This window comes from Pedobacter cryoconitis, assembly GCF_003259615.1.
Taxonomy (GTDB): domain Bacteria; phylum Bacteroidota; class Bacteroidia; order Sphingobacteriales; family Sphingobacteriaceae; genus Pedobacter; species Pedobacter cryoconitis.
On the sequence record NZ_QLLR01000031.1, the window covers coordinates 44,527 to 68,984 of the forward strand.

Annotated in this window: 24 protein-coding genes; 10 read left to right on the forward strand and 14 right to left on the reverse strand. The window is 39.0% G+C overall.

Annotated features, from left to right (window positions below):
* Positions 1 to 96: 96 nt before the first annotated feature.
* The 4 genes from LY11_RS22010 to pyrF form a co-directional block, all read right to left on the reverse strand.
* Entirely contained in the window at positions 97 to 747 is a 651-nt protein-coding gene (locus LY11_RS22010; protein WP_111635782.1) for a LolA family protein, read from the reverse strand.
* Positions 748 to 759: 12 nt separating this feature from the next.
* A complete protein-coding gene (locus tag LY11_RS22015) occupies positions 760 to 3,366 on the reverse strand; it encodes an FtsK/SpoIIIE family DNA translocase (protein WP_111635783.1) in 2,607 nt (868 codons plus the stop codon).
* Between the two features lie 86 nt (positions 3,367 to 3,452).
* On the reverse strand, positions 3,453 to 3,674 hold the full coding sequence (locus LY11_RS22020) for a PspC domain-containing protein (protein ID WP_111635784.1): 222 nt from the start codon (positions 3,672 to 3,674) through the stop codon (positions 3,453 to 3,455).
* 127 nt (positions 3,675 to 3,801) lie between these two features.
* Complete coding sequence (pyrF, locus tag LY11_RS22025; RefSeq protein ID WP_111635785.1) at positions 3,802 to 4,632, reverse strand: orotidine-5'-phosphate decarboxylase; 831 nt, start codon at positions 4,630 to 4,632, stop codon at positions 3,802 to 3,804.
* A 286-nt stretch (positions 4,633 to 4,918) separates the two neighbouring features.
* Here pyrF and rho point away from each other — a divergent pair, with 286 nt between their 5' ends.
* On the forward strand, positions 4,919 to 6,655 hold the full coding sequence (rho, locus tag LY11_RS22035) for a transcription termination factor Rho (protein WP_211321635.1): 1,737 nt from the start codon (positions 4,919 to 4,921) through the stop codon (positions 6,653 to 6,655).
* Positions 6,656 to 6,661: 6 nt separating this feature from the next.
* Positions 6,662 to 7,345, forward strand: coding sequence for a CDP-diacylglycerol--serine O-phosphatidyltransferase (gene pssA, locus LY11_RS22040; RefSeq protein WP_111635786.1), 684 nt, complete (start codon positions 6,662 to 6,664; stop codon positions 7,343 to 7,345).
* A gap of 77 nt (positions 7,346 to 7,422) precedes the next feature.
* On the opposite strand, the gene LY11_RS22045 is transcribed toward pssA, so the two are convergent.
* Together LY11_RS22045 and folK are read right to left on the reverse strand one after the other, a co-directional pair.
* Complete coding sequence (locus LY11_RS22045; protein ID WP_111635787.1) at positions 7,423 to 7,800, reverse strand: Hpt domain-containing protein; 378 nt, start codon at positions 7,798 to 7,800, stop codon at positions 7,423 to 7,425.
* Positions 7,801 to 7,820: 20 nt separating this feature from the next.
* Complete coding sequence (gene folK, locus LY11_RS22050) at positions 7,821 to 8,318, reverse strand: 2-amino-4-hydroxy-6-hydroxymethyldihydropteridine diphosphokinase (protein WP_111635788.1); 498 nt, start codon at positions 8,316 to 8,318, stop codon at positions 7,821 to 7,823.
* 94 nt (positions 8,319 to 8,412) lie between these two features.
* On the opposite strand from folK, the gene sppA reads away from it, so the two are divergent.
* Both sppA and LY11_RS22060 read left to right on the forward strand, forming a co-directional pair.
* On the forward strand, positions 8,413 to 10,182 hold the full coding sequence (gene sppA, locus LY11_RS22055; RefSeq protein ID WP_111635789.1) for a signal peptide peptidase SppA: 1,770 nt from the start codon (positions 8,413 to 8,415) through the stop codon (positions 10,180 to 10,182).
* 164 nt (positions 10,183 to 10,346) lie between these two features.
* Positions 10,347 to 11,225 carry an Rpn family recombination-promoting nuclease/putative transposase gene (locus tag LY11_RS22060; RefSeq protein ID WP_111635790.1) on the forward strand — a complete coding sequence of 293 codons (879 nt, stop codon included), beginning with the start codon at positions 10,347 to 10,349 and terminating at the stop codon, positions 11,223 to 11,225.
* 46 nt (positions 11,226 to 11,271) lie between these two features.
* Here the strand turns inward: LY11_RS22060 and LY11_RS22065 are convergent, their stop codons facing one another.
* Both LY11_RS22065 and LY11_RS22070 read right to left on the reverse strand, forming a co-directional pair.
* A complete protein-coding gene (locus LY11_RS22065) occupies positions 11,272 to 12,585 on the reverse strand; it encodes a hypothetical protein (RefSeq protein WP_111635791.1) in 1,314 nt (437 codons plus the stop codon).
* A gap of 57 nt (positions 12,586 to 12,642) precedes the next feature.
* Positions 12,643 to 13,251, reverse strand: coding sequence for a hypothetical protein (locus tag LY11_RS22070; RefSeq protein ID WP_111635792.1), 609 nt, complete (start codon positions 13,249 to 13,251; stop codon positions 12,643 to 12,645).
* A 117-nt stretch (positions 13,252 to 13,368) separates the two neighbouring features.
* Between LY11_RS22070 and LY11_RS22075 the strand changes: the two genes are divergently transcribed.
* Genes LY11_RS22075 through LY11_RS22100 form a run of 6 tightly spaced genes read left to right on the forward strand, consistent with a single transcriptional unit; the run spans position 13,369 to position 18,641 of the window.
* On the forward strand, positions 13,369 to 15,054 hold the full coding sequence (locus LY11_RS22075; protein WP_111635793.1) for a DNA polymerase/3'-5' exonuclease PolX: 1,686 nt from the start codon (positions 13,369 to 13,371) through the stop codon (positions 15,052 to 15,054).
* Between the two features lie 40 nt (positions 15,055 to 15,094).
* The gene (gene rfaE1, locus LY11_RS22080) at positions 15,095 to 16,078 is read left to right on the forward strand and encodes a D-glycero-beta-D-manno-heptose-7-phosphate kinase (protein ID WP_111635794.1); all 984 of its coding nucleotides are present in this window, start codon (positions 15,095 to 15,097) and stop codon (positions 16,076 to 16,078) included.
* On the forward strand, positions 16,078 to 16,632 hold the full coding sequence (gmhA, locus tag LY11_RS22085; RefSeq protein ID WP_111635795.1) for a D-sedoheptulose 7-phosphate isomerase: 555 nt from the start codon (positions 16,078 to 16,080) through the stop codon (positions 16,630 to 16,632). Before rfaE1 ends, gmhA begins: the two co-directional genes overlap by 1 nt.
* A gap of 10 nt (positions 16,633 to 16,642) precedes the next feature.
* Positions 16,643 to 17,134, forward strand: coding sequence for a D-glycero-beta-D-manno-heptose 1-phosphate adenylyltransferase (rfaE2, locus tag LY11_RS22090; protein ID WP_111635796.1), 492 nt, complete (start codon positions 16,643 to 16,645; stop codon positions 17,132 to 17,134).
* Between the two features lie 11 nt (positions 17,135 to 17,145).
* Positions 17,146 to 18,126, forward strand: a complete 981-nt coding sequence (locus LY11_RS22095) for a glycosyltransferase family 9 protein (protein ID WP_245952858.1) — start codon at positions 17,146 to 17,148, stop codon at positions 18,124 to 18,126.
* A gap of 11 nt (positions 18,127 to 18,137) precedes the next feature.
* Positions 18,138 to 18,641 (forward strand): SixA phosphatase family protein, encoded by a 504-nt coding sequence (locus tag LY11_RS22100; RefSeq protein WP_111635797.1) that lies wholly within the window; start codon positions 18,138 to 18,140, stop codon positions 18,639 to 18,641.
* Here the strand turns inward: LY11_RS22100 and LY11_RS22105 are convergent.
* From LY11_RS22105 to LY11_RS22125, 6 genes are all read right to left on the reverse strand, one after another.
* Positions 18,638 to 19,501 (reverse strand): AMP nucleosidase, encoded by an 864-nt coding sequence (locus LY11_RS22105; RefSeq protein ID WP_111635805.1) that lies wholly within the window; start codon positions 19,499 to 19,501, stop codon positions 18,638 to 18,640. The two genes, LY11_RS22100 and LY11_RS22105, sit on opposite strands and share 4 nt — an antisense overlap.
* A gap of 135 nt (positions 19,502 to 19,636) precedes the next feature.
* Complete coding sequence (gene clpX / locus LY11_RS22110) at positions 19,637 to 20,878, reverse strand: ATP-dependent Clp protease ATP-binding subunit ClpX (protein WP_111635798.1); 1,242 nt, start codon at positions 20,876 to 20,878, stop codon at positions 19,637 to 19,639.
* A gap of 3 nt (positions 20,879 to 20,881) precedes the next feature.
* Complete coding sequence (clpP, locus tag LY11_RS22115; protein WP_068395397.1) at positions 20,882 to 21,571, reverse strand: ATP-dependent Clp endopeptidase proteolytic subunit ClpP; 690 nt, start codon at positions 21,569 to 21,571, stop codon at positions 20,882 to 20,884.
* A 249-nt stretch (positions 21,572 to 21,820) separates the two neighbouring features.
* A complete protein-coding gene (gene tig / locus LY11_RS22120) occupies positions 21,821 to 23,176 on the reverse strand; it encodes a trigger factor (protein WP_111635799.1) in 1,356 nt (451 codons plus the stop codon).
* Positions 23,177 to 23,670: 494 nt separating this feature from the next.
* Entirely contained in the window at positions 23,671 to 23,844 is a 174-nt protein-coding gene (locus LY11_RS26785; RefSeq protein WP_170132752.1) for a hypothetical protein, read from the reverse strand.
* A 25-nt stretch (positions 23,845 to 23,869) separates the two neighbouring features.
* Complete coding sequence (locus LY11_RS22125) at positions 23,870 to 24,109, reverse strand: hypothetical protein (RefSeq protein ID WP_146610893.1); 240 nt, start codon at positions 24,107 to 24,109, stop codon at positions 23,870 to 23,872.
* Between the last annotated feature and the right edge of the window lie 349 nt (positions 24,110 to 24,458).

Consider the following 24,458-nt stretch of genomic DNA (forward strand, 5'->3'; position numbering starts at 1 on the left):
TGTTTTAAAATTAAAACAGACTCTAATGTAGTCCAAAAATAACAAAAAAAAAGGGTTCAGACCTCTTGTCTGAACCCTCATTTACCATTAAGCTGATTACCGCAAATCAACTACTTCAACACCAGGATATTTCCTTGCATCAAATGCAAATGTTGATTCCGGAACTTTCGCATTGCCCATAAACGATTTTATGGCATACGTATATTTATTACCGTTTTTGTCCAGAATTAAAACATTGGCCAATTGTTTAGCCACTTTATCAATGCTCAAGCGGATTTTAAAATAAGAAGTCTTTGAATCTGTTGGCGATAAATCTATCATTTGATAAACCTTTGCACCCACTTTCTGATCACCAGTATAAAGATACTTAAACCCCTTTTCATACAAAGTAAACACCTTTGCAGGGTTTAATGCGTCACTGCTGTTATCTGCAGCTGATACCTGTACCTCCTTATCTTTTTTCAGATAAGTCCACTGGCTTTTCCCATCACTGATCATATCCTGATCAGTCATAATCACTTTATACTGATTAGCAGCAGCCTTTGCAATCAAAGTACCCTGCTGAGTTTCCTTTACCTTATTTTGAGGGCTCTCCAGTGTAAAAGTAAAATCTGCCTTTACTACGCCATAAGACTTATATTTCTTGCTTACATCCGCTAAAATAGCCTTCGCTTTAACATCCTGCTGAGCATAACCACCAAAACTTATTCCTGATAAAATCAGTAACGCACCTACTATCTTCTTCATCTGCTCTTCTAATTATTTCTTCAGGTCGTTCAATAACTGTTCCAATTGATGCTCATCAAGCACTAATACCTCTCTTGCTTTACTTCCCTCAAAAGGACCAACGATACCAAAAGCCTCCAGCTGATCGATAATTCTGCCCGCTCTGTTATAGCCCAGCTTCATTTTTCTTTGGATCAGAGAAGTAGAGCCCTGCTGATGCATTACAATCAGTCTGGCTGCATCCTCAAACATCACGTCACGATCATTCGGATCAAAATCAGACTTGGCAGATTCTGCCGCCTCATCCAGATATTCAGGTAACTGATAAGCCTCCGCATAACCGCGCTGATTACCAATAAACTCAGAAATACGATCAACTTCTGGTGTATCCACAAATGCACACTGTAGCCTGATCAGATCATTTCCGGTAGACAATAACATATCCCCGCGACCAATCAGCTGATCTGCACCCCCACTATCCAGGATAGTCCTCGAGTCAATTTTAGACAATACCCTGAAAGCAAGCCTTGCCGGGAAATTCGCCTTAATTGTACCCGTAATAATATTTACCGAAGGGCGCTGCGTGGCCAGTACCAGGTGAATACCTACCGCACGTGCTAATTGGGCCAGACGGGCAATCGGCGTTTCCACCTCTTTACCAGCGGTCATCATTAAATCGGCAAACTCATCTACAATCAGTACAATATAAGGTAAGAAACGGTGTGAATTATTTGGATTCAGCTTGCGTTTGATGAACTTCTCATTGTACTCTTTCAAATTTCTCACCTGTGCATCCTTCAACAGATCGTAACGCTGATCCATTTCAATACACAATGAATTTAAAGTATGAATTACCTTTTTAGTATCCGTAATAATCGCATCAGCCTCTCCCGGAAGTTTGGCCAGGAAATGCCGCTCAATCTTATTAAATAATGTCAGCTCCACTTTCTTTGGATCGACCAATACAAACTTAAGCTGCGAAGGATGTTTCTTATACAACAGAGAAACCAGGATCGCATTAATACCTACAGATTTACCTTGTCCGGTAGCTCCTGCGACCAGTAAATGGGGCATTTTAGCCAGATCGGCAATATAAACCTCATTAGAAATAGTTTTTCCTAAAGCAATAGGCAGATCCATATCTGTTTTCTGGAACTTTTCAGTATTCAGAATACTTCTCATGGATACCATTTCCGGGTGCATATTCGGGACCTCTATACCAATAGTACCTTTTCCGGGCATCGGTGCAATAATACGAATACCCAATGCTGCTAAACTTAAGGCAATATCATCCTCCAGGTTCTTGATTTTCGAAATCCTGACTCCGGGAGCAGGAATAATCTCATAAAGCGTTACTGTCGGACCAATCGTGGCCTTGATTTTATCAATCTCAATATTATAATGATTCAGCGTCTCAACAATTTTATTTTTGTTGGCCTCTAACTCGTCTGCATTGACAGAAATCTTGTTCGAACCATAGTTCTCCAATAATTCCAGATGAGGATAAACATAACTTGATAAATCCAATGTTGGATCGTAATTACCAAACTGCTCTACCAGGTCATCCGATTTCTTTTCCTCTTCAGTTTTCTGAATCGTTAATTGCGGCTCTGGTTTAACCTCTTCAAAGATCAATTCCTTAATTGGCTCTACTGCCGGAGAAAGAATGATCGGTGCATTCATCATATTCAGTATAGGCGCTTTGGGCACGATAACTTCCGGTTCAGCTTCTTTCTCTTCGAAACGGCTTGGTGTTAACGTGATATTCTGCTGTTCCTTTTTACGTTCTGAAGCCAGTCTGTCATTTAAGGTGAACTCTATCTGATCAGGACGCTCTATATTTTCTTTCACTGCCACAGGCGATGGACGTTCTGCCGGCTCTTTAAAATCAGAAAAAGCATTACCTGAAGCTTCAGGGATGATCTCTTCCTCTTCTTCAACGCGTACCCTTTCCGGGAATTTAAAGTCGATGTTATAAGCAATGATTAAAATTGTCAGTCCTAAAAAGGCAATCAGCCCGCCAACCCCGGTTACACCAACCTGGGCAACCAGTAAGCGGTTAGTCCAATACCCGATTTCCCCTTCCAGATAATGTGGAGAATCAGCAATGAAAGAATGCAGGAACCCAAAAGTAAGCGACAGGAACAGCAGGAAAAACAAGCTGTAACCCAGCGTTTTTTCCAGTGCAAATATTTTAACCTTGAATAACAGGCGGTAACCGATAACAAAGAAAACGAATACAAATAAAAAGGAAGCGACACCAAACCACTCATAGATAAACTGATGAGATAATAAAGCACCAAACTTGCCCAGCCAGTTTTGTACCACAAAAGGGATATTGTGCTGCTGTAGTTCTTCTACTGTTTTAAAAAGATTGCTCCAGCCACCATTTGCATCAATTACATAACTATAATCTTCCTGCCAGGTAAACAGGTAGGAAGTGAAAGCCACAAGGAAATAGATGGATAGAATCAGGAAAAACAAGCCTGCAATTTTTAAAACCCTTTCATCCTGAAAATTCAGTGAAGGTATCCGTTCAAATCTTGCTCTTGGTTCTTTGGACGATGCTTTTGAACCTGGCTTCTCCCCGTATTCGTTTTTGAATGAATTAGATTTAAATTGGTTTCCCCTTAACGACATTTTTCGTAACTGTATTAATAAACAACAAATATAAAATATATAGTTGTATGAGTTCTGTTATGCTGATTTATAACAGCACAATAAATTTATAAATCCCAAATCCGCTGTCTGATCCTTTTGATATAATGGCGGACATCTAAAATAAGCACAGCCATGATATAAAAAACAATAGGAAAACCTACTGCCAGAAAAGAAGAATAGATAAAGAATAATCTGATTTTACTGATCGACATGTCAAAACGGTCTGCGATATAAGTACAGACCCCAAAACTTTGCTTCTCGAAATAGGTAACGATGCTCTGAAACATGCTTTTAATTTAATAACGGGCAACTGCAATAATCATACCCTAAGCAGGAACTCTTATAAACAGCAATGCCAATAGCAATTTAAACATTTTTTCTCAGATCAAGATTTCTTTTTTATTGCCCGGAAACTTATAATAAACCTGATTTTTCAAGAATTACCTGCATTTCCTGCTGCAACTTTAAAGCTTCTTCCCTCGCTTTCTCCGCAAAATCTTCCCCTTTACCTGCGTAAATAATCCCTCTTGATGAATTAATCAGCAAGCCACAGGTATCATTTAAGCCGAATTCACAGACATCTGCCAGGCTTCCGCCTTGTGCACCAACACCAGGGACCAATAGAAAATTATCTGGTGCAAGCCTTCTGATATTCGCAAACTCAGCTCCTCTTGTAGCCCCGACAACATACATCAGCTGATCGCTGTTTCCCCATTTTGAAGATACACGGATCACTTCTTCATAAAGTTTTCCATCTGCGTTTTCAAACAATTGGAAATCACTATGGCTCTCATTTGAAGTCAGCGCCAGCAAAATCACCCATTTATCCTCATACTTTAAAAAAGGCCCTACAGAATCTTTTCCCATGTAAGGGGCAACTGTAATAGCATCGAAACTCATTCCCGATTTCTCTGCATTGAAAAAAGCATCCGCATACATCGCAGACGTATTTCCTATATCCCCTCTTTTCGCATCGGCAATGGTAAAAATATCTTCGGGAATATGGGCCCATGTTTTCAATAAACTCTCCCAGCCTTTCAAACCTCTTGATTCATAGAACGCTGTGTTTGGCTTATAGGCCACACACAGATCTTTGGTCGCATCAATAATTTGTTTGTTGAATTCAAATATCGGATCTTCAAAACTCAACAAGTGTTTTGGAAGATTTTCCAATACCGGATCGAGTCCAACACATAAAAACGATTTTTTAGCTTGAATTTGTTCAAATAGTTGCTTCTTATTCATTTGGGCTTAGATTATGCGCAAATATGCCAAATTTTCTACAGCAATGCAGAGCCTATTTAAGATGAGTTTTGCACATAATTAAGTAAAATCTTTATAACAATTTTCGTTTTTACTTGGAGATTAGAATACAATTACATACAATTGCAACATAATTCTCAAAAGTTTATCTGATCATTCCAGAAAATCTCACAAAAATTTGTTCTATTTTCAAATTCATACTTGCATTTTTTTGCTTTGATCTACTGATAAATAATTTCGTTTATAAAAATTTCTCTACACCCACATAATGTTTAACAAAACAGAATTAAATGAAAAACTTACTGCAGAATTGCGGGAGTTAGCAAAATCTCAGGGGATCTTGAATGCTGATGATTTGCGTAAAGCTGAATTGGTTGAAGTTATTCATCAAATCAGTGAACAACAACCTGAAGCTGCACCTGCCATTGATGTTCCTGAAACAGCAATCAGTGAGGATACTGTCAAAGAAAATCCGGCAAAAACAGCTAAACCAAAAGCTCCGAAACTTAATACTGCAGAAAAACCGCTTAGAAAAAGGACACGTATTCCTAAAGACGAAGCAGAACAAGCTCCGGCAACTAATAACGGCAATAACTTCAACAGGGCATCTTTATTCGATACACCGCAGCAAGAAGAACAGCCACAGCCTGAAGCTATACCAGCAGCACCAGTTACCGATGGAAATGTTCAGTCAGAAACTCCGGCTCCGGTTGCTGCCCCAGCACCAAGAACTGAAGAAAGACAAGCTGTTCAGCCAGCTGTTACAGCACATACCGAAATCAAAAAGGCAAAACCTGTAAGAGAAGACAACAGACCAAAAAACAACAATAACAACAACGGTAACAATAGCAATCAGAAGCAAAACGAAAACAGTTATTCAAACCTGGATTTCGATAATACCATCACTAACGAAGGTGTATTGGAAATTATGCCTGATGGATATGGTTTCTTAAGATCGGCAGATTACAACTACCTTTCTTCACCTGATGATATTTACGTTTCACAATCTCAGATCAAACTTTTCGGTTTAAAAACCGGAGATACCGTTAAAGGAAGTATCCGTCCTCCAAAAGAAGGAGAGAAATATTTCCCACTGGTCAGAGTAGAGACTATCAACGGCCGTTTACCAGCTGATGTAAGAGACAGAGTCCCTTTTGACTACCTGACTCCGTTATTCCCAACAGAAAGATTAAATCTTTTCACAGAAACCAACAATTACTCGACCCGTATCATTGACTTATTTACCCCGATTGGTAAAGGTCAGCGTGGTTTGATCGTTGCACAACCTAAAACCGGTAAAACAAACCTGCTGAAAGAAGTTGCCAATGCGATTGCTAAAAACCACCCTGAAGTTTACCTGATCATTTTACTGATCGATGAACGTCCGGAAGAGGTAACAGATATGGCAAGAAGTGTACGTGCAGAAGTTATTGCTTCTACATTTGATGAGCCAGCTGAACGTCACGTTAAGATTGCCAATATCGTATTGGAGAAAGCAAAACGTTTAGTAGAATGCGGACATGATGTAGTGATCCTGCTGGATTCGATTACACGCCTTGCCCGTGCTTACAATACAACTGCGCCTGCATCCGGTAAAATCTTATCTGGTGGTGTGGACGCAAATGCTTTACATAAACCAAAACGTTTCTTTGGTGCTGCCCGTAACATTGAAAGAGGAGGCTCTTTAACTATTTTAGCTACCGCATTAACAGATACAGGTTCTAAAATGGATGAGGTAATTTTCGAAGAATTCAAAGGAACAGGTAACATGGAATTACAATTAGACCGTAAATTGTCTAACAAACGTATCTTCCCTGCTATTGATATTACAGCATCAAGTACCCGTAGAGACGACTTATTACATGACAGAGATACCTTACAACGCGTATGGATCTTACGTAACCACCTTGCAGATATGAATGCACAGGAGGCTATGGAATTTGTTCAGGCACAAATCAAGAACACAAAAACTAATGAAGAGTTCTTAATTTCTATGAACAGCTAGTCTGATATGAAGAAACACATTCCCAATGCTTTAACCTGTGCCAATCTGTTTTCGGGATGTATAGGCGTAGTTTTTGCATTTAAAGGAGACTTGAATATCGCAGCATATGCCGTGTTAATATCCGGCATATGCGACTTTTTTGACGGCTTTGCAGCCAGGTTACTGAATGTAAAATCCCCTATCGGTAAAGAGCTTGACTCCTTAGCCGATATGGTAAGTTTCGGTTTTTTGCCAGGAGTGGTGATGTTTCAATTACTTGCACAGAGTGATTTTTCTTCACCTTACCTGCCTTACCTGGGCTTTATGATGACTATATTTTCTGCGTTACGTTTAGCTAAATTTAACATAGACACCCGGCAAACAGAAGATTTCATCGGTTTAAATACCCCAATGAATACCCTGTTTATTGTGTCCTTGCCCTTTATCCAGAAAGATTATCCGGCATTAATTGGTTCATCAATTTTACTGGTCGCTATTACGGTGATCATGAGTTTTCTGCTGACCAGTGAAATCAGGATCTTCTCTTTGAAATTCAGTTCAATGAAATGGGAGCAGAACAAAATAAAGTTCATATTTCTGATTCTTTCAGCAATATTGGTTGCTTTCCTGCAGTTCGCTGCAGTTCCATTTGTACTGGTACTTTACATCGCTTTATCTTTATTACACTTCAGGCGCGTGCCGAAGTTGTAATCAATTGATCTGATATAAAAAAAGCTGTCAGCGGATCTGAAGATTCACTGACAGCTTTTTTATTTTTAAGGCTTTCCTTACAATCTCTTAGCCAATTCAGCTTTCGCTTCATCAAGCTGTCTGTAAAGTATGGCTACAAATTCATTTAACTCTTTTAATGCGCGTGGCATATCTTCAAGATCTTTCAGATCACGAGCATTATTTTCTATAAGCTGAAGATGTCCCCGGGCATCTTCCCTGCCTACATATGATAGTGTAGGTTTTATTTTATGCGCATAGCCCGCCATCTTTTCCCAGTCCTGAGCTTCAAATGACTGTTCAAGATCAGCTACATATAAAGGGGTTTGTACCTTAAACATATCGATCATTTCAATCATAAACTCAGCACTGTCACCAGACATATCCCGGAGATAAGACAGATCAAGGGGGCTGTTATTTTTTTCTTCGTCAATCATTTGAAACAAAACTAGTAAATTTATAATATTTTATATACAGTTAAATTATCTTTTAATAAAGATAATAACATTGATATACGCTGTTTAAACACCGGATGTTCAACTTCCCCGGCAATTTCGGCTAAAGGTTCCAGTACAAATCTCCTGTCCTGCATCCTTGGATGCGGAATCTGCAACCTCTCCCCATCATTAATGATCTCCTGTCCATATAAGATCACATCAATGTCAATCAGCCGGGCTCCCCACTTCATTAACCTTACCCTGCCCAGCTCCTGCTCTATCTCCAATGCTAAGTCCAACACCAAATCAGCAGTTTTGTTTGTTTGCACACCAATTGCTACATTCAAAAAAGGAGGCTGATCTTCGTTTCCCCAGGCTGCAGTTTCATATAAAGCTGATTTGGAGACTATTGACCCAATACGGCTTTCAATCTTCGAAATGGCTTCCTCAATTAATTCTTTTCTCTCTCCCAGGTTACTTCCCAGTAACAAATAAACCATTTTGTACTCCAATCCCATATAAAAGCTAATTCATTAAGAGCGTGCCTTAATTTAGATGATAAATCTCAGGTAGTTTCTTAATATATTTACAAATTAAATATTAAACATCCACATGAAAGAATTTTTTAAATATGTTTTTGCTACCGTCGTAGGAATTATCATTTCCACTTTTCTTATTGCCATTTTCTTTATAGTTTTTGTGGTCGCACTGGTTTCTTCCATAGACAGCGACAAAACTGTGGATGTTGTCAGTAACTCTGTGCTCTATCTTAACCTTGACCAGACCATTAAAGAGCGTACCCCAAACAAAACACTCGATAATCTGCCTATTATAGGTTCAAACGTTGGAAAAAGCCTTGGCTTTAACGATTTGATGAGAGCTTTAAAAAGAGCAAAGACAGATGATAACATTAAATGTATTTATCTGAATGTAAGTTCTCCAAGAGCAGGAAAAGCAACTTTAAAAGAAATCAGGGATGCCTTGATCGATTTTAAAACCAGTAAGAAAAAAATCATCGCTTATAGTGAAGTTTATACACAGGATGCCTATTACCTGGCTTCAGTAGCCGATAAAGTTTACCTGAACCCGCAAGGTGCTTTAGAATTCAAAGGCTTTAGCTCTCAGCTAACCTTTTTTAAAGGTGCTATGGAAAAACTCGGCGTAGAAGCACAGATTATCCGTGTGGGTAATTATAAAAGTGCTGTGGAGCCATTTACAAATGATAAAATGAGTGATTATAACCGTCAGCAGGTTACCGCTTATCTGGGTGGCTTATACAGTACCTTCTTGGAAGGAATCTCTGTATCCAGAAATATCCCAAAAGATAGTTTGTATAAGATGGCTGATACTTATAAAATTCAAGCTCCTAAGGATGCACTGACTTATAAAATGATAGACGGTCTTAAATATAAAGATGAAGTTATCGATGAATTGAAAGCGTTAAGCGGAACAGGCAAAAAGGAAACTATTGCTACCGTTAGCATCAATGATTATGCAACCAATCAGAAAGAAGAAAAAAGTGAAAGTAAAAACAAAATAGCAGTTATTTATGCCAATGGCGATATTACTGGTGGCGAAGGCAGTGATGAATCTATTGGTTCAGAGCGTATTTCACGTGCCATCAGAAAAGCCAGACAGGACGATAAAATCAAAGCTATTGTACTTCGCGTAAATTCAGGTGGTGGTAGTGCATTGGCTTCAGACGTAATCTGGAGAGAAATTATACTGGCTAAAAAAGTAAAGCCTGTGATGGCATCTTTCGGTGATGTTGCGGCTTCGGGCGGTTACTATATCGCTTGTGCGGCCGACTCTATTTTTGTACAGCCAAATACTATTACCGGTTCTATCGGAGTATTCGGGATCATACCTAATTTCCAGAACCTGTTAACCAATAAAATAGGGATTACTTTTGACGGTGTAAAAACTGGTCAGTATGCTGATATTATGAGTACGAACCGTCCGTTAACTCCGGGAGAAAGATTAATCATTCAAACAGATGTGAACCATGTATATGATACTTTCACCAGCCGCGTTGCAGAAGGGCGTAAGCGCTCTAAAGCTTATATCGACTCCATAGGGGGCGGACATGTCTGGGTAGGTACTGATGCAGTAAGAATCGGTTTGGCAGATAAGATCGGCAGCTTTAATGATGCGATCGTTGCAGCCGGTAAAAAAGCGAAACTTAGCAATTATAAAATTGTAGAATATCCTGAGAAAATAGATCCGTTAAAATCTTTCTTATCGGATGCAGGAGATAATGTAAGGATGTATTATGCAAAACAGGAATTCGGCGAAAACTTCCTGTTGTATCAGCAATTGAAAAAAGTAGTGGTGAACAGCGGTATTCAGGCAAAAATGCCATTCGAAATTAATATTCAATAACGTCATTGTTATTAACAAGGCAAAAAAAGCCGTCTCACGAGTAATTGTGAGACGGCTTTTTTTGCAGCACACAATTTCTTTATTAAACTATTTATTCACAATAGAAACATTTATTAACTTTAAAACATAAAACAGGAGTAGCTTGCTCATAAATCATTAGAATTATGTTAGCTATTACAAATAAATACATTGATCCATTATCAGATTTTGGATTCAAACATCTTTTCGGCGGTGAGCCTAATAAAGAAATCATGATTGCCTTTTTAAACGCATTGTTCGAGGGAGAAAAACACATTATTGATCTTGTATATAATCCAACTGAACTCGCTGGTGATGACAAGGAGAATAAAAAGATCTTCTTCGATTTGTTATGTACCGGAGACAGGGGCGAGCAATTTATCGTGGAGATGCAGCGGGCAGCACATGATAATTTTGAAGATCGCTGCATCTTTTACCTGAGCCGGCTGATTCAACAGCAGAAGTTGATGAACAAGGGTAACTGGAAAGTTAAACTAAAAGAAGTTTTCCTGATTGCAATTCTGGATTTTAAAATGAAGAATTGTCTGAGTGATGATTATTTGCAAAGTATTTCACTGGTCAATACAGGTACCGGTAAAATATTCCACAATGGACTGGGATTTAAGTTTTTAGAATTGCCTAAGTTTGAGAAGAAAGAAGATGAACTGGAAAATGAGCTGGACAAATGGGTTTATATGCTTAAACACATGCACAGTTTGAATCAGATTCCTAAGTATCTGGATAAACGTATTTTTGAAAAAATATTTAAGATCGCTGAAATGAACGAATTATCACCAGAACAACAACTTTTATATATATCGATTTTACAGCAAGAGGAAGACGATATAGGCTTGATGGAATGTAAAATAGAAAGAGCAGAAAAAGAAGGACTGGAGAAAGGGCTGGAAAAAGGGAAATATGAAACTGCCCTGGCCATCGCAAGAAAAATGAAAGAAGAACACTTCGATCCTGTTAAAATTGCCGGGTTTACTGCACTCTCTATAGAAGAAATAGAAGGTCTGTAACCATACATAAGGCTATCATATATGATAGCCTTATGTATCCCTTTGATCATTTAGCCCCCACAAAAGCAAATACAGGGAACTTATAATCGTTATTCACCGTAAAAAAGTCCTGACCACAATGCTCAGTTAAAGTGGCCAGTCCAAAAAGCATCGTTGAATAATCAATCCCCTGAACTTCATTAGCTGTCCAGACAGGATCTTTCACACTATATCTCCATAAAATATCGTAAGCAGTTCCCGGAAGCTTGTAAACCCCTTTATGGGCCCTATACAAATTCATCAAATCATTTTTAGCCATAGGACTAACCGGAATAAAGCCTCCTATAATATGCGGAGAAACTACCTGTCCGGCATTATCATTAATCCTGTTCGCATGATAACCTGAAGGATCACTCCCCGCTCCCAAGCCCCATTCGTAACGTGCTGCACCTGTAATTCCAGTCCACCACTGCTGATCAGCGAGCATCGCATTTTTCATATAGTTCATATAAACCGGACTGGCTGAATATGGCCGGCACAGGTAATAACAAAACTGGGGAATAAAATCAGAAAGATAAGAACCCGGATAATCAGTCAGCAATTCCTGACCAGCATAATTCGATTTAGGTAAATTAGCCGTATTCGCATAAAAATTAGTCCATAAATTGGTTGCAGGCCCTCCTTTTCCATTTTCGGCTTTATAAGCCAGGTGAGCCAGCAACATGTATTCATTGTAAACCGACGTAGTACCTATGCCGTTACCATTTGCATCCAGCGTAAGATACAGCTTACCAGTTACCGGATCGGCAATCGCTTTTGACCAGTCAATCGATTGGTATAAAGAATCTGCAAGCCCGGAAATCGTCTGGTTACTTTTAAAATAATTCTTACAAAACAGAGCACCCGAAACCATTATAGCCGCATCAACAGTACTATACTCAGAGCCCCATTCCTGTGTACCAGTCTCCATATTCACAAAATGTCTTGGAAATCCAGCCGTATTTACATCCAGTTTAAAAGTCTTATTGCGTGCAAGAACGCTTCTTAAAGTAGTGATGGCCTGCTTATCCGCATCCGGAGCCCATTTCATTTGATCGGCAATACAAAGTGATACCAATCCGATGCCGATATTAGCTACAGAAGCCGGGTGATAATCAGTTCCTTTAAACAATTTTGAGTCTCTGTAAATTCCAATCACATTCCGCTGCATTTCATATACCCGGTATGAATTCCTGAATAATACAGCCAGCGTATCTGCTACGCCATTCTTGACCACCACAGGCGGATCAGCAGAAGTATTATCTTTTTTGCACGATACAATCCCTCCAAAGAAAATCAAGGATAAAATGTACAGAATGGTTTTATTAAAGTTCTTCTTCATAGGAATAAAATCAGATCCTCATAAGATAAGTATATTCCAGAGAACAAGCTATGCAGCTTACAATTTCTTCCAGCCCGGATACATTGTCAGATAAACTCCGTTCACAGATTTATTTGGCGGATGTATCGTAATCGCAGTACAAGTATCCTTCTGCACATCAAAAGCTATTCCTTTAGACACCGCATCATAAACCGTAAGCCCGGCTTTAGTTTTTAAATGCGTATAAGCCGCTGCTTTTTCAAGTTCAGGATAAGCCGCCTTTAAGGCCGCTAAGCTTACACCAGTATGAATCCCTTCGGCGGTACTAAAATCAGGGTCAGCAACGGAAATCTGTTTCACAGCCTTGACCACCATATTACTATCCCGGTAAGAAGAAAAGATAAGCAATGGCGCTTTCTTATTCCAGACCGCTAATGCACTTCCCATTGCTGCATCACCATCGTCAGGCTTACCTAACAACTTGAATACTTCCTGCATATCCTGCCCCAGGTAAATAATTCCTGCCTGTTTACCAGCAACAATCAGCCTGGCACTCTCTATTTTTTTCTGTTCTTTAGCATTAACTGCATGCGCAGTTGAAAAAGGATCTTTCTTCTGATCTGCAGGAGAATGACAAGCCGCAGCGACAGCGATCAACAGCAATCCCGTATAATTTAATTTGTTCATCAATATCAAATATTAGTTTGTATACGTTTCCTAAAAATAACAGGTACTATCCTTAATAACAGGACCAGAAACACATTGTTCCAAAAAAACGCTTCTTTTTATTTATTTTTACCCCCGATGGAAAACAAAACCATAGCCCGCAGTCTCAGACTCCTTTCACAATTGATGGAGCTCCACAATGAGAACCCTTTCAAAATCAAATCAATAGCAAATGCTGCCTTCAAAGTAGACAAGCTGCCTTATGCAATCAGCAGTAAAACCATGGAGGAAATCGAGAAAATCGATGGACTGGGTAAAAGTACGGCCGCTAAAGTTGCAGAACTGCTGCAGACCGGAACTATGGCAGAGTTGCAGAATATTCTTGCAGAAACGCCAGAAGGAATAGTTGAAATGCTTGGTATCAAAGGTATTGGTCCAAAAAAGATTGTGGTGATCTGGAAAGATCTGGGTATTGAGAACATCGGAGAATTATACTATGCCTGTAATGAAAACCGCCTGATAGAAGCCAAAGGCTTCGGATTAAAAACACAGGAAGAGATCAAAAAGGTCATTGAATTTAAGATGGCTGCTCAGGGTAAATTCCTGTATGCACAAGCAGAAACTTTGGTCAGCACCCTTTCTTCAGAACTGGAAATCTGGTTAAACCAGATTAATAAAGACAGCCTGTTCAGCGTTGCCGGAGAATACCGCAGATACCTGGAAATCATCAATGAACTTGATTTTGTGATTGGCGCTGAAGATCCCGCTGCTGTAATAACTGGTCTTCCGCTGTTGAAAGAGCTTACTTTCGAAAAGCAAACAGAAAACCAATATACAGCCATGAGTACTTTTGGCTTAAAAATACAACTGCATATTTATCCGAAAGCAGCTTACTACCTGAACCTCTTTAAACTAACTGGTAACGAAGCTCACGTAACTGAAGTTTTAGCCTTAGCCGGTGATGGCCCTTTTGCGGATGAACAGGCTATTTACAGTAAAGCCGGACTTGCTTTCGTGACCCCGGAACTCAGAGAAGGACTAGACGAGATAGTGCTTGCAAAAGCAAATAAACTTCCGGAGCTGATCACTTACAATGATCTCAAAGGAAGTCTTCACAACCACTCTACCTGGAGTGACGGCGTGCATACCTTAGAACAAATGGCTGTTTATTGTAAAGACAACCTTAACCTGGAATATCTGGGGATGTGTGATCACTCTAAATCTGCATTTTATGCCAACGGATTAAACGAGCAGCGCATCTTCGCCCAGCATAAAGAAATAGATGCCCTGAATGAAAAACTGGCACCTTTTAAAATATTTAAAGGAATTGAAAGTGATATTCTGAATGACGGCTCACTGGATTACAGTGATGACGTACTGAAAACATTCGATTTCGTTGTAGCCTCCGTCCATAGTAATTTAAGAATGGATGAAGAAAAAGCAACAGCAAGACTGATTAAGGCAGTTGAAAACCCTTATACAACAATACTGGGCCACCCAACCGGCCGCTTGTTATTAAGCCGTAAAGGTTACCCTATAGATTATGCTAAAATCATTGATGCCTGTGCAGCCAATAATGTAGTGATTGAAATCAACGCAAACCCACTGCGTTTAGACCTGGACTGGAGGTGGCATCGCTATGCGCTGGAAAAAGGCGTATTGCTTTCGGTAAATCCTGATGCGCACCGTATGGAAGGCTTCAGAGACATGCACTATGGTGTATATATTGGAAGAAAAGGAGGCTTACAAGCAAAACAATGCTTAAACGCATTCACTTTAGCTGAAATTACTGCTTTTTTTAACAGCGTAAAACCCGGCATTTAAGTATCCCATTATACCTATCTTTGAACATTAATATATAAACATGCTTGCAGAAAAATTATATAATGCACATCATCAAAGTCAAAAACCTAAGATCCTTGTCATAGGTGACCTGATGCTTGATCATTATATCATTGGCAGTGCGTCCAGGCTTTCACCAGAAGCACCTGTACCTATTGTAAATGTCAAAAAAGAAAATAAAATAATTGGTGGTGCAGCCAATGTCGCCAGTAACCTGATCGATCTGGGTGCAAAGGTTTCCCTTGCCGGTATTATTGGCGATGACAGCTTTGGAGAAGAAATCAAAGCGATACTGCAAACTAAAAACATTGATACTCAGCTGATCTTAACCGATCAGTCGCGCCCAACAACCGTAAAAACCAGGGTAATCGCCGCTACACATCAGATTGTAAGAATAGATCATGAGGAAACACATGATATTTCAGCTGAGCTGGAAGAAAGTTTCCTGAAAGCTGTTTATCCCCATATTGAAGCAAGTGATGTGATCATCCTTTCTGATTATAACAAAGGCTTGCTGACTAAAAATTTATGCCTTACACTGATCGGCTACGCTAACCAGCATCAAAAGCGGATCATCGTTGACCCTAAAGGATTGGATTATACTAAATATAAGGGCGCGTTTATCATCAAGCCTAACCGTAAAGAACTTGCGGAAGCAGCGAAAACAGAGAAAATACATAGCGCGGAAGAACTGGTTAAAGCTGCCGAAGTTATCTTTGACACTACCCAAGCTTCTTATTTAATTGTGACGCTCTCTGAAGGAGGAATAGCGATTATTACCCCCGATCACCATCAGATATTACCAGTTATGGCTACCGAAGTTTATGACGTTACCGGTGCAGGGGATACCGTAATTGCGACACTGGCTTATTGCTTAACTTTGGGCCTTACTGTAGAAGAAGCTTGTCATATTGCAAACTATGCAGCTTCCATTGTCATTAAACATATTGGTAGCGCTACTACGACGGTTGATGAAATTTTAGCCGCCATCAAAACAACAAACTAATGGTATTAGAAGAACTTCATCATCATAAAAACACAATTGACCAGGTGATTGCCAAACTGGTTCCTGAAATCGAAAATGGCTGTAAATTACTTACAGACACCGTTCTTGCCGGAGGAAAGGTATTAATTGCTGGTAATGGCGGCAGCGCCGCCGATGCCCAGCATATTGCTGCAGAGTTAACCGGAAGATACGTTAAAGACCGCAAGGCCTTACCGGCAATAGCTTTAACTGTAGATACCTCTGCTTTAACAGCGATCAGTAATGATTACGGCTTTGAAAGAGTATTTGCCAGGCAAGTAGAGGCTTTTGCCCGTCCCGGCGATCTGTTTATAGCTATATCGACCAGCGGTAACAGCCCTAATATCATCCAGGCCTTACATACAGCCAGAGAATCAGGCTGCAAAATAATAGGCTTATCAGGAAGAGACGGCGGTCAGATGAATAACTTATGCGATTTAAACATTATTATACCTGATGATGTTACAGCACGTATACAAGAAATGCACATCCTGATCGGACATATCTTTTGTAAAGCAGTAGATAACTTATATTAAATCAGTGAACATGAGTACCAATCATTCCATAAGCCCGAAAATAGTTTCTTTACCCGAACTCACCCCACTAGTAAATCACTGGAAAGGAGAAGGCAAGAAAATTGTATTTACGAACGGCTGTTTTGATTTATTACACGCCGGGCATATCACTTATTTAACTGAAGCTGCAAGTTTAGGGGACATTCTGATTATCGGTTTGAACAGTGATGATTCTGTACAAAGACTAAAAGGTCCTTCAAGACCAGTCAACAATGAAATCACCAGGTCTGTTATTTTAGGTTCGATGTCTTTCATTGATGCAGTAGTTTTCTTTAATGAAGACACCCCATTGGAGCTCATCAAAAAAGTAATGCCTGATGTACTGGTTAAAGGGGGTGATTATAAAACAGAAGAAATTGCAGGCGCTAAAGAAGTGATTGAGAATGGCGGTAAAGTACAAGTATTAAGCTTTTTACCCGGATATTCTTCTACAGCAATCATTGATAAAATAAAAAACTCTTAACGTACCTGGATTTGAGTATACCTAAAAAAATATTAGTGATCAGATTCAGCTCTATGGGTGATATTATTTATACCACGCCCGTTATTCGCTGCTTGAAACTGCAAATACCAGGCTGTGAAGTTCATTTCCTGACTAAGGAGCAGTTTAAATATATCTATCAGCAAAATCCCTATTTAACAAAATTACACTTCTTAAAACCAACCCTGGCAGAGACAATCAAGGATATTAAAGCGGAGAAATTCGACCTGATTATTGACCTGCACAATAACCTGCGGACTACAATTATCAAGCTGGCGACACGAATCCCCTCTTCTACTTATAAAAAAGACACCGTTAAAAAATGGTTAGCCCTGAAATTCAAGTGGACCAGCCTTTTCTCCAAAGACCATTTAGTAGACCGCTATCTGGAAACTGTAAAATTTCTTGGCGTAGAAAACGACAACAAGCCAATTGATTATTACGTAGCCAGGGAATATCAGCTTCAGGACCTGCTGCCTGCTACGCATCAGGATAAATTTGTAGCTTTTGTTATCGGTGCTACGCATTTCACCAAAAGATTACCCAATCATAAGATTATAGAGATCTGTAAAGGAATTAACCTGCCGATTGTATTGTTAGGAGGAAACGACGTTAAAGACAATGCAGAAGAGATTAAAATGGCCGTGGGAAGTAATATTTATTCCACCTGTGGCCTGACTAATCTGGATCAGTCTGTATTCCTTGTTTCCAGGGCACATAAAGTGATCGGGTTTGATACCGGTCTTACCCATATTGCCGAAGCATTTGACAAACCTATAGCCTCAATATGGGGAGGTACAACGCCCGAATTATTAGGTGTTTATCCTTATAAAATAAAAAACTCATTGCTGGCAGGTATCGATTTATCTTGCAGGCCCTGCTCTAAATTCGGTTTAGAGAAATGCCCGCTTGGACATTTCGACTGTATGGAAAAACTTCCGGGGGAGATAATTGTTAATTTCTCAAACGAATAACTGAAAAAAGGATGGCTAAACAACTGGTATTAGTAAGACACGGCAAATCTGATTGGGCGGCAAGCGGAACTTCCGACTTTGACAGACCATTAAACCACCGGGGTAACAAAAATGCTCCTGAAATGGCGGAGCGAATGACTAAAAGGGATCTTGTTCCTGAATTATTGGTGAGCAGCCCGGCTAAAAGAGCACTAACTACTGCTAAACACTTTGCAGAAACCTGGAATATACCAAAGGACAGTATCCTTAAAGAACCCTCTGTTTATGAAGCCAATACTACCGCTTTATTAGCCGTAGTGAATAAATTTGATTCTAAATATAACCGGATAGCACTGTTTGGGCATAATCCCGGATTAACAGATTTCCTGAACTTTCTTGCTGATGCGCACATCTATAATCTGCCAACAGCAAGCGTAGTTTACATAGATTTCCCATTTGATGACTGGTCATTGGTAAGCCACCATACAGGAAGTCTATGGTTATTTGATTATCCTAAAAACACCGATTCTATTTAGAATTTAAGGTGTTTAACAGTTAACCCATTATTGATCAGTTGTTTCAGAGAATCAATACCGATTTTTAGGTGTGTATCTACATAATTTGTAGTGACCGAACTATCGCTTTCAGTAGTTTTAACACCTTCAGGAATCATTGGCTGATCAGAAACCAGCAATAAAGCACCAGTAGGAATTTTGTTGGCAAAACCTGTGGTAAAAATTGTAGCTGTTTCCATATCTACCGCCATTGCTCTCAAAGTTTTAAGGTATTTCTTAAAATACTTATCATGCTCCCAAACCCTGCGGTTAGTGGTATAGCAGGTTCCTGTCCAGTAATCGCGTGAATGATCACGGATCGTGGTAGAGATTGCTTTCTGCAAAGCAAACGATGGTAATGCGGGTACTTCTGCCGGCAGATAATCATTGGAAGTACCTTCTCCCCTGATTGCCGCAATCGGAAGGATCAGATCGCCTAATTGGTTTTTCTTTTTCAATCCACCACACTTGCCTAAAAACAAGACTGCTTTAGGCATAATTGCAGTCAGTAAATCCATCATGGTTGCCGCCATCGGGCTGCCCATTCCGAAATTGATAATCGTAATTCCGTTTGCAGTAACACTTTGCATCGGTTTATCCAATCCCATGATTGGTGCATTGTCATTCCACTCTGAAAACATCTGCAGGTATTTACTGAAATTGGTCAGTAAAATGTATTCTCCAAATTCCTCCAGCGGACGGCCTGTATATCTTGGTAACCAGTTTTTAACTATATCTCCTTTAGATTTTAAACCCGGTTTTACCGGTGAATCTACTTCTTTGTTCTTTTTCGATTTTTCTACAATAGCTTCGTCTTTTTTTACTTCTTTTTCTTCGTTCATATCTTTAATAATTATTGACTGCACCATAGCAGCCAGAGCGGACATTCTTTTCAGGACAAACCTCCTGATACTGGTAATTGTGGTCAAATAACAAGTTAAAAAAAAATCCCCGTTAAAACGGGGATTTTAAATTCTTTAAGCAGCTTTTAACTTCTTAAAGTCTGCCTTTTCAAATTTCTCCACCGCATATCCGAGCGAAATGACCAGCTCCTTAATACTTGGATCAGACGGGATGTCAAACATCGCGTCCAGCATAATAGCTTCGCAAATAGATCTTAATCCCCTTGCGCCTAACTTATACTCCATGGCCTTATCTACGATAAAGTCTAAAACTTCATCTTCAAATACAAGATTTACCCCTTCAAATTCAAACAACTTCACATACTGACGGAATAAAGAATTCTTAGGCTCCGTTAATATATTACGCAATGCTTGTTTATCCAGCGGGTTCAGGTGAGTTAATACCGGAACACGTCCAATCAGCTCAGGGATCAGACCAAAAGATTTTAAATCCTGCGGCGTGATATACTTATACAGATTGTCTAAATCAAGTTCAGTATCGTCCTTTTTAACTTTATAACCTACTGCCTGTGTACGTAATCTGTTGGCAATTTTACGCTCAATACCATCAAACGCACCACCACAGATAAACAGGATATTATTTGTGTTCACCGGAATCATTTTCTGATCAGGATGTTTACGTCCACCCTGAGGCGGAACATTTACAATCGTACCTTCCAGGATCTTTAACAAAGCCTGTTGTACACCTTCTCCGGATACATCCCTGGTAATAGAAGGGTTATCGCTTTTACGCGCAACCTTATCTACCTCATCGATATAAACAATTCCACGTTCGGCAGAAGCTACATCATAATCCGCAGCCTGAAGCAAACGGGTCAGGATACTTTCTACGTCTTCACCTACGTAACCTGCTTCTGTTAATACCGTAGCATCACAGATACAGAAAGGTACATGAAGGATTTTAGCGATTGTTTTCGCCAGTAAAGTTTTTCCTGTACCGGTTTCACCAACCAGCATGATGTTAGATTTCTCAATCTCCACTTCATCCACTGCATCAATCTTCTGACCTAACCTTTTATAGTGGTTATATACGGCTACAGAAAGTACTTTCTTAGCGTCATCCTGCCCAATAACGTATTGGTCAATATGCGCTTTAATCTCCATTGGCTTTAAGAGGGGACCGGCAGCATCCAGTGATTTAGCTTGTTTATTGCCAAATTCCTGTAGCACCAGCTGGTGAGCCTGTGTCACACATTTATCGCAAATGTATGCGTCAAGCCCTTCAATAAGCATTAAAGTATCCTGCTTATTTGAACCGCAAAAAGAGCAACGGGATTCTTTAGTTTGTTTAGCCATTATCTATTTTTTATTCGAACCTAATACTTCATCAATCATTCCGAAGCTTTTAGCTTCATCAGCTTTCATCCAGTAATCACGGTCAGATGCTTTTTCCACCCATTCGTAACTCTGTCCTGAATGGTCAGAAATAATATCATATAATTCTTTTTTCAATTTAAGCATTTCTCTTAAGTTGATCTCCATATCTGAAGCCACGCCTTGTGAACCTCCTGAAGGCTGGTGAATCATTACACGTGAATGTGTTAATGCTGCACGTTTACCTTTAGCACCTGCTACTAATAAAACTGCGCCCATTGAAGCAGCCATACCTGTACAGATTGTTGCTACATCAGGGGTGATGTACTGCATCGTATCATAAATACCCAGACCAGCGTAAACAGATCCACCCGGTGAATTGATATAAATCTGTATATCTCTGTTGTTATCAGTTGACTGTAAGAACAGTAACTGCGCCTGAATGATATTTGCATTACCATCATGGATAGCATCACCTAAAAAGATAATCCTGTCCATCATTAAGCGGGAGAACACGTCCATCTGAGCAACGTTCAACTGACGTTCTTCAATGATGTACGGAGTCATGCTTTTTGGTGAACTATTTGTATGACCAATATAACGATCTACATTTAAGCCGTTTATACGGTGATGTTTAACTGCATATTTTCTAAATTCGTCTTTATCTATATTCATCTGTATATAAGTTTATCGAGTTTCTATTTTTGTTTTGTGGTTTGACTGAGCGCCCTTTTCACAGGGGATTTTGCTTTTATCAAATCCAAATTAGTCAAACTAAGTTGACAAATTATTTGGTTATTGTAAAATTAAGTGCCTTTTTAAATTGAGCACCCTAATTTACAAAGCTCAGAAATAGCTTTATATAAGTAAGGCGGCTTGATTAAAGCCGCCTTACGATAAGATTAAAGAAATTTGAGAAACCTGTTATACAGATTCAACTAACTCTTGAAATTTATTATAAGCTATATCTTTTTGGTCTAAAGTGGCAACCGATTGAATGTATTCAAAAACTTTAATTGCTTTTACCTCTTCGAATATACGGTTTGCATTGTCTTTTTCCTGCAGGAAAGTAGCTGTGTATTGTGACAACTGATCTTCCGGCATTGGAGCTGGACTGTACATTCTGAACTGTGCATCTAAACGTTGTTTAGCAGTTTGGAATACATCTTCGTATTTAATTTCGATACTGTTGTCTTTAATGATTTTGTTTTCAATTAAAGTCCATTTCAGGTTTTTCGCGAAATCATTGTAACCTTCTTCCAGTTCTGCATCAGATAATTTTTCGTTGGTAGCTTTTAACCACTTTCTTAAAAATTCATCAGGCAGATCCATTTTCACGTTTTCAGTTAACTGCGTGTACATATCATTTTGCAGTTTGCGATCCGCATCCTGTTTGAACATACCTTCAATTTCTTCTGTGATTTTCGCGGTGAAACCAGCTTCGTCAGTAACGATACCTTCACCAAATATTTTATCAAAGAACTCCTGGTTCAAATCAGATTCCTCTAAACGGTTGATGTTTTTAACCGTTACCTGGAATTTAGATTGCAGATCCTTAGCTTCATCTTCACCAATGTTTAACAACTTGGCAATTACTGCCTGGTTGTTTCCCAATGCTTTCTGAAGATCTAATTCAAGTACTGCATCTTTTTTAAGTCCGATTAAAGATTTCAAAATTGTTTTGTCTTTAACCTGATCTAAACGGATAGAACCAGTATTGGTAATTCCACCTTCAAAAACTGAACCATCAGGAGAAAGTTGTGCTAATTCGGCATAAAGTACATCATCGTCTGCCGAAACTTCCGGGTTTGTCATTTTGCCATAGCTGCGGCGGATGTTTTTGATACGGGAAGCTAAAGTCTCGTCATCTGCTTTTACATTGTATTGTGTAAATTTATCTTTAGCAGTAATGTTAACTTCAACTGCCGGAGCAAGACCAATTTCGTAGTCAAATTCAAAAGCGTCAGTACCATCCCATTTAAAATCTTTGGTATTATCAACAACCGGAACCGGCTGACCAAGGATTTCAACTTTATTTTCTGTCAGGAATTTATTCAGGTTTTCGCTTAATAAAGCGTTTACAGTTTCAACAAGGATACTTCTACCATACATTTTCTTAATATGTGCAGCAGGAACCATTCCTTTACGGAATCCCGGAAGGGTAGATTTTTTCGCTTGTTCTTTAATAGTTTTATCGACCTTTTCAGTATAATCTTCAGGCGAAATTTTAATCTTTACAACTGCATTTAAGTTGTCAATTTTTTCCTGTGTAATATTCATCTTTCTAAATCAATGTGTTTAAATGTCTTTTTATTGAAATCCTCGCGGGTATTTGTGGAGGATTTACGAGTATGAAGGATATAAACTCTTCGATACCCCCTCTTCAATAGAGGTGCCAAAAGTATTAATTTTCCCGAATAAGACATAGTTAATTATCAAATTGTGTTTTTAATGTTATTTCAAGCCGCTTTTTTTGTGAAAAATCTGGTTGTAAGAATTAGCAGAAGACCTGACAACTATTGAAATGTTAATAGTCAATCACAATAAAGGTATGTATAGTTAAGATTATCCTTATGCCTACCAAAGAAGACCATAATCAGCCTGATGGTGTGGCCTTCGCTCTTTGACCATATAAAAATTTCAAGGAACACACCAGAAATAAGGCTCCGGTACTTAACAGTACGGGGCCTTATTTCTGGTATAATACCTTAAATAAAAAATGGGATCTAACTCTTAGCTGAGATCCCATTTTTTAATTGAACATAGACCTATTTTTAATTCTTTATAGGTTTTCCTCTAAATACATCTGGCTCAAGTGAACGTAATATTACCATTCTAACTTTATTCGTTTCATATTTATGATCTGGCAATTTCTCTGTTATAAATAAGTCGTATTGATCATCAAAATTGTTTTGCGATTTAGCAACAATATCTAGTAAATCTTTCAAAGACGAATATTTATAATCAGGTTTTTTATCTAAAATTTGAGTTTTGCCCGCAAGTTTCTTGTAAGAAATTGTTATTATATGGCGCTATGCACTTACAATAGAACATATAATAACCCATTTGACCTTCACTGCCAGCTTCAAAAAATCGATTATCTTTATCTAAAGATAACGTATCTGCAACAAAATATATTTGTTTCTTTTGTCCATATGTATAAGTCGCTGTCAACATAAAGCATAACATAAGTAATTTAAATTTTCTTTTCATAAGTGCTAATTTATTTGCAGCCTGTGCCTAGTGTTTGTGCAGTAAAACTAGTTGTTGATACATTAATATGTTTTAAAGTGAATTCGTTAACTATTTCGCGAGTATAACCATATTTACTAAGAATATCAGCGTATGCCTGATCTATGAAAGCTTTTTGTTGCGGTAAAGGGAATGACTCAGCCGAAACAAGGCCGGGCTGTTAGTAAATAAATTCAAAATAGCTAAATAATAAATCTATATCGGCCGGGTACTGCCCGGGTACTGGTCGGGTACTGGTCGGGTACTCGTTAGGGTAAGAGCAGTGCTAAAGTAACGCGAGAGCATGGCAAGTCTAAGTCAAAACAACTAG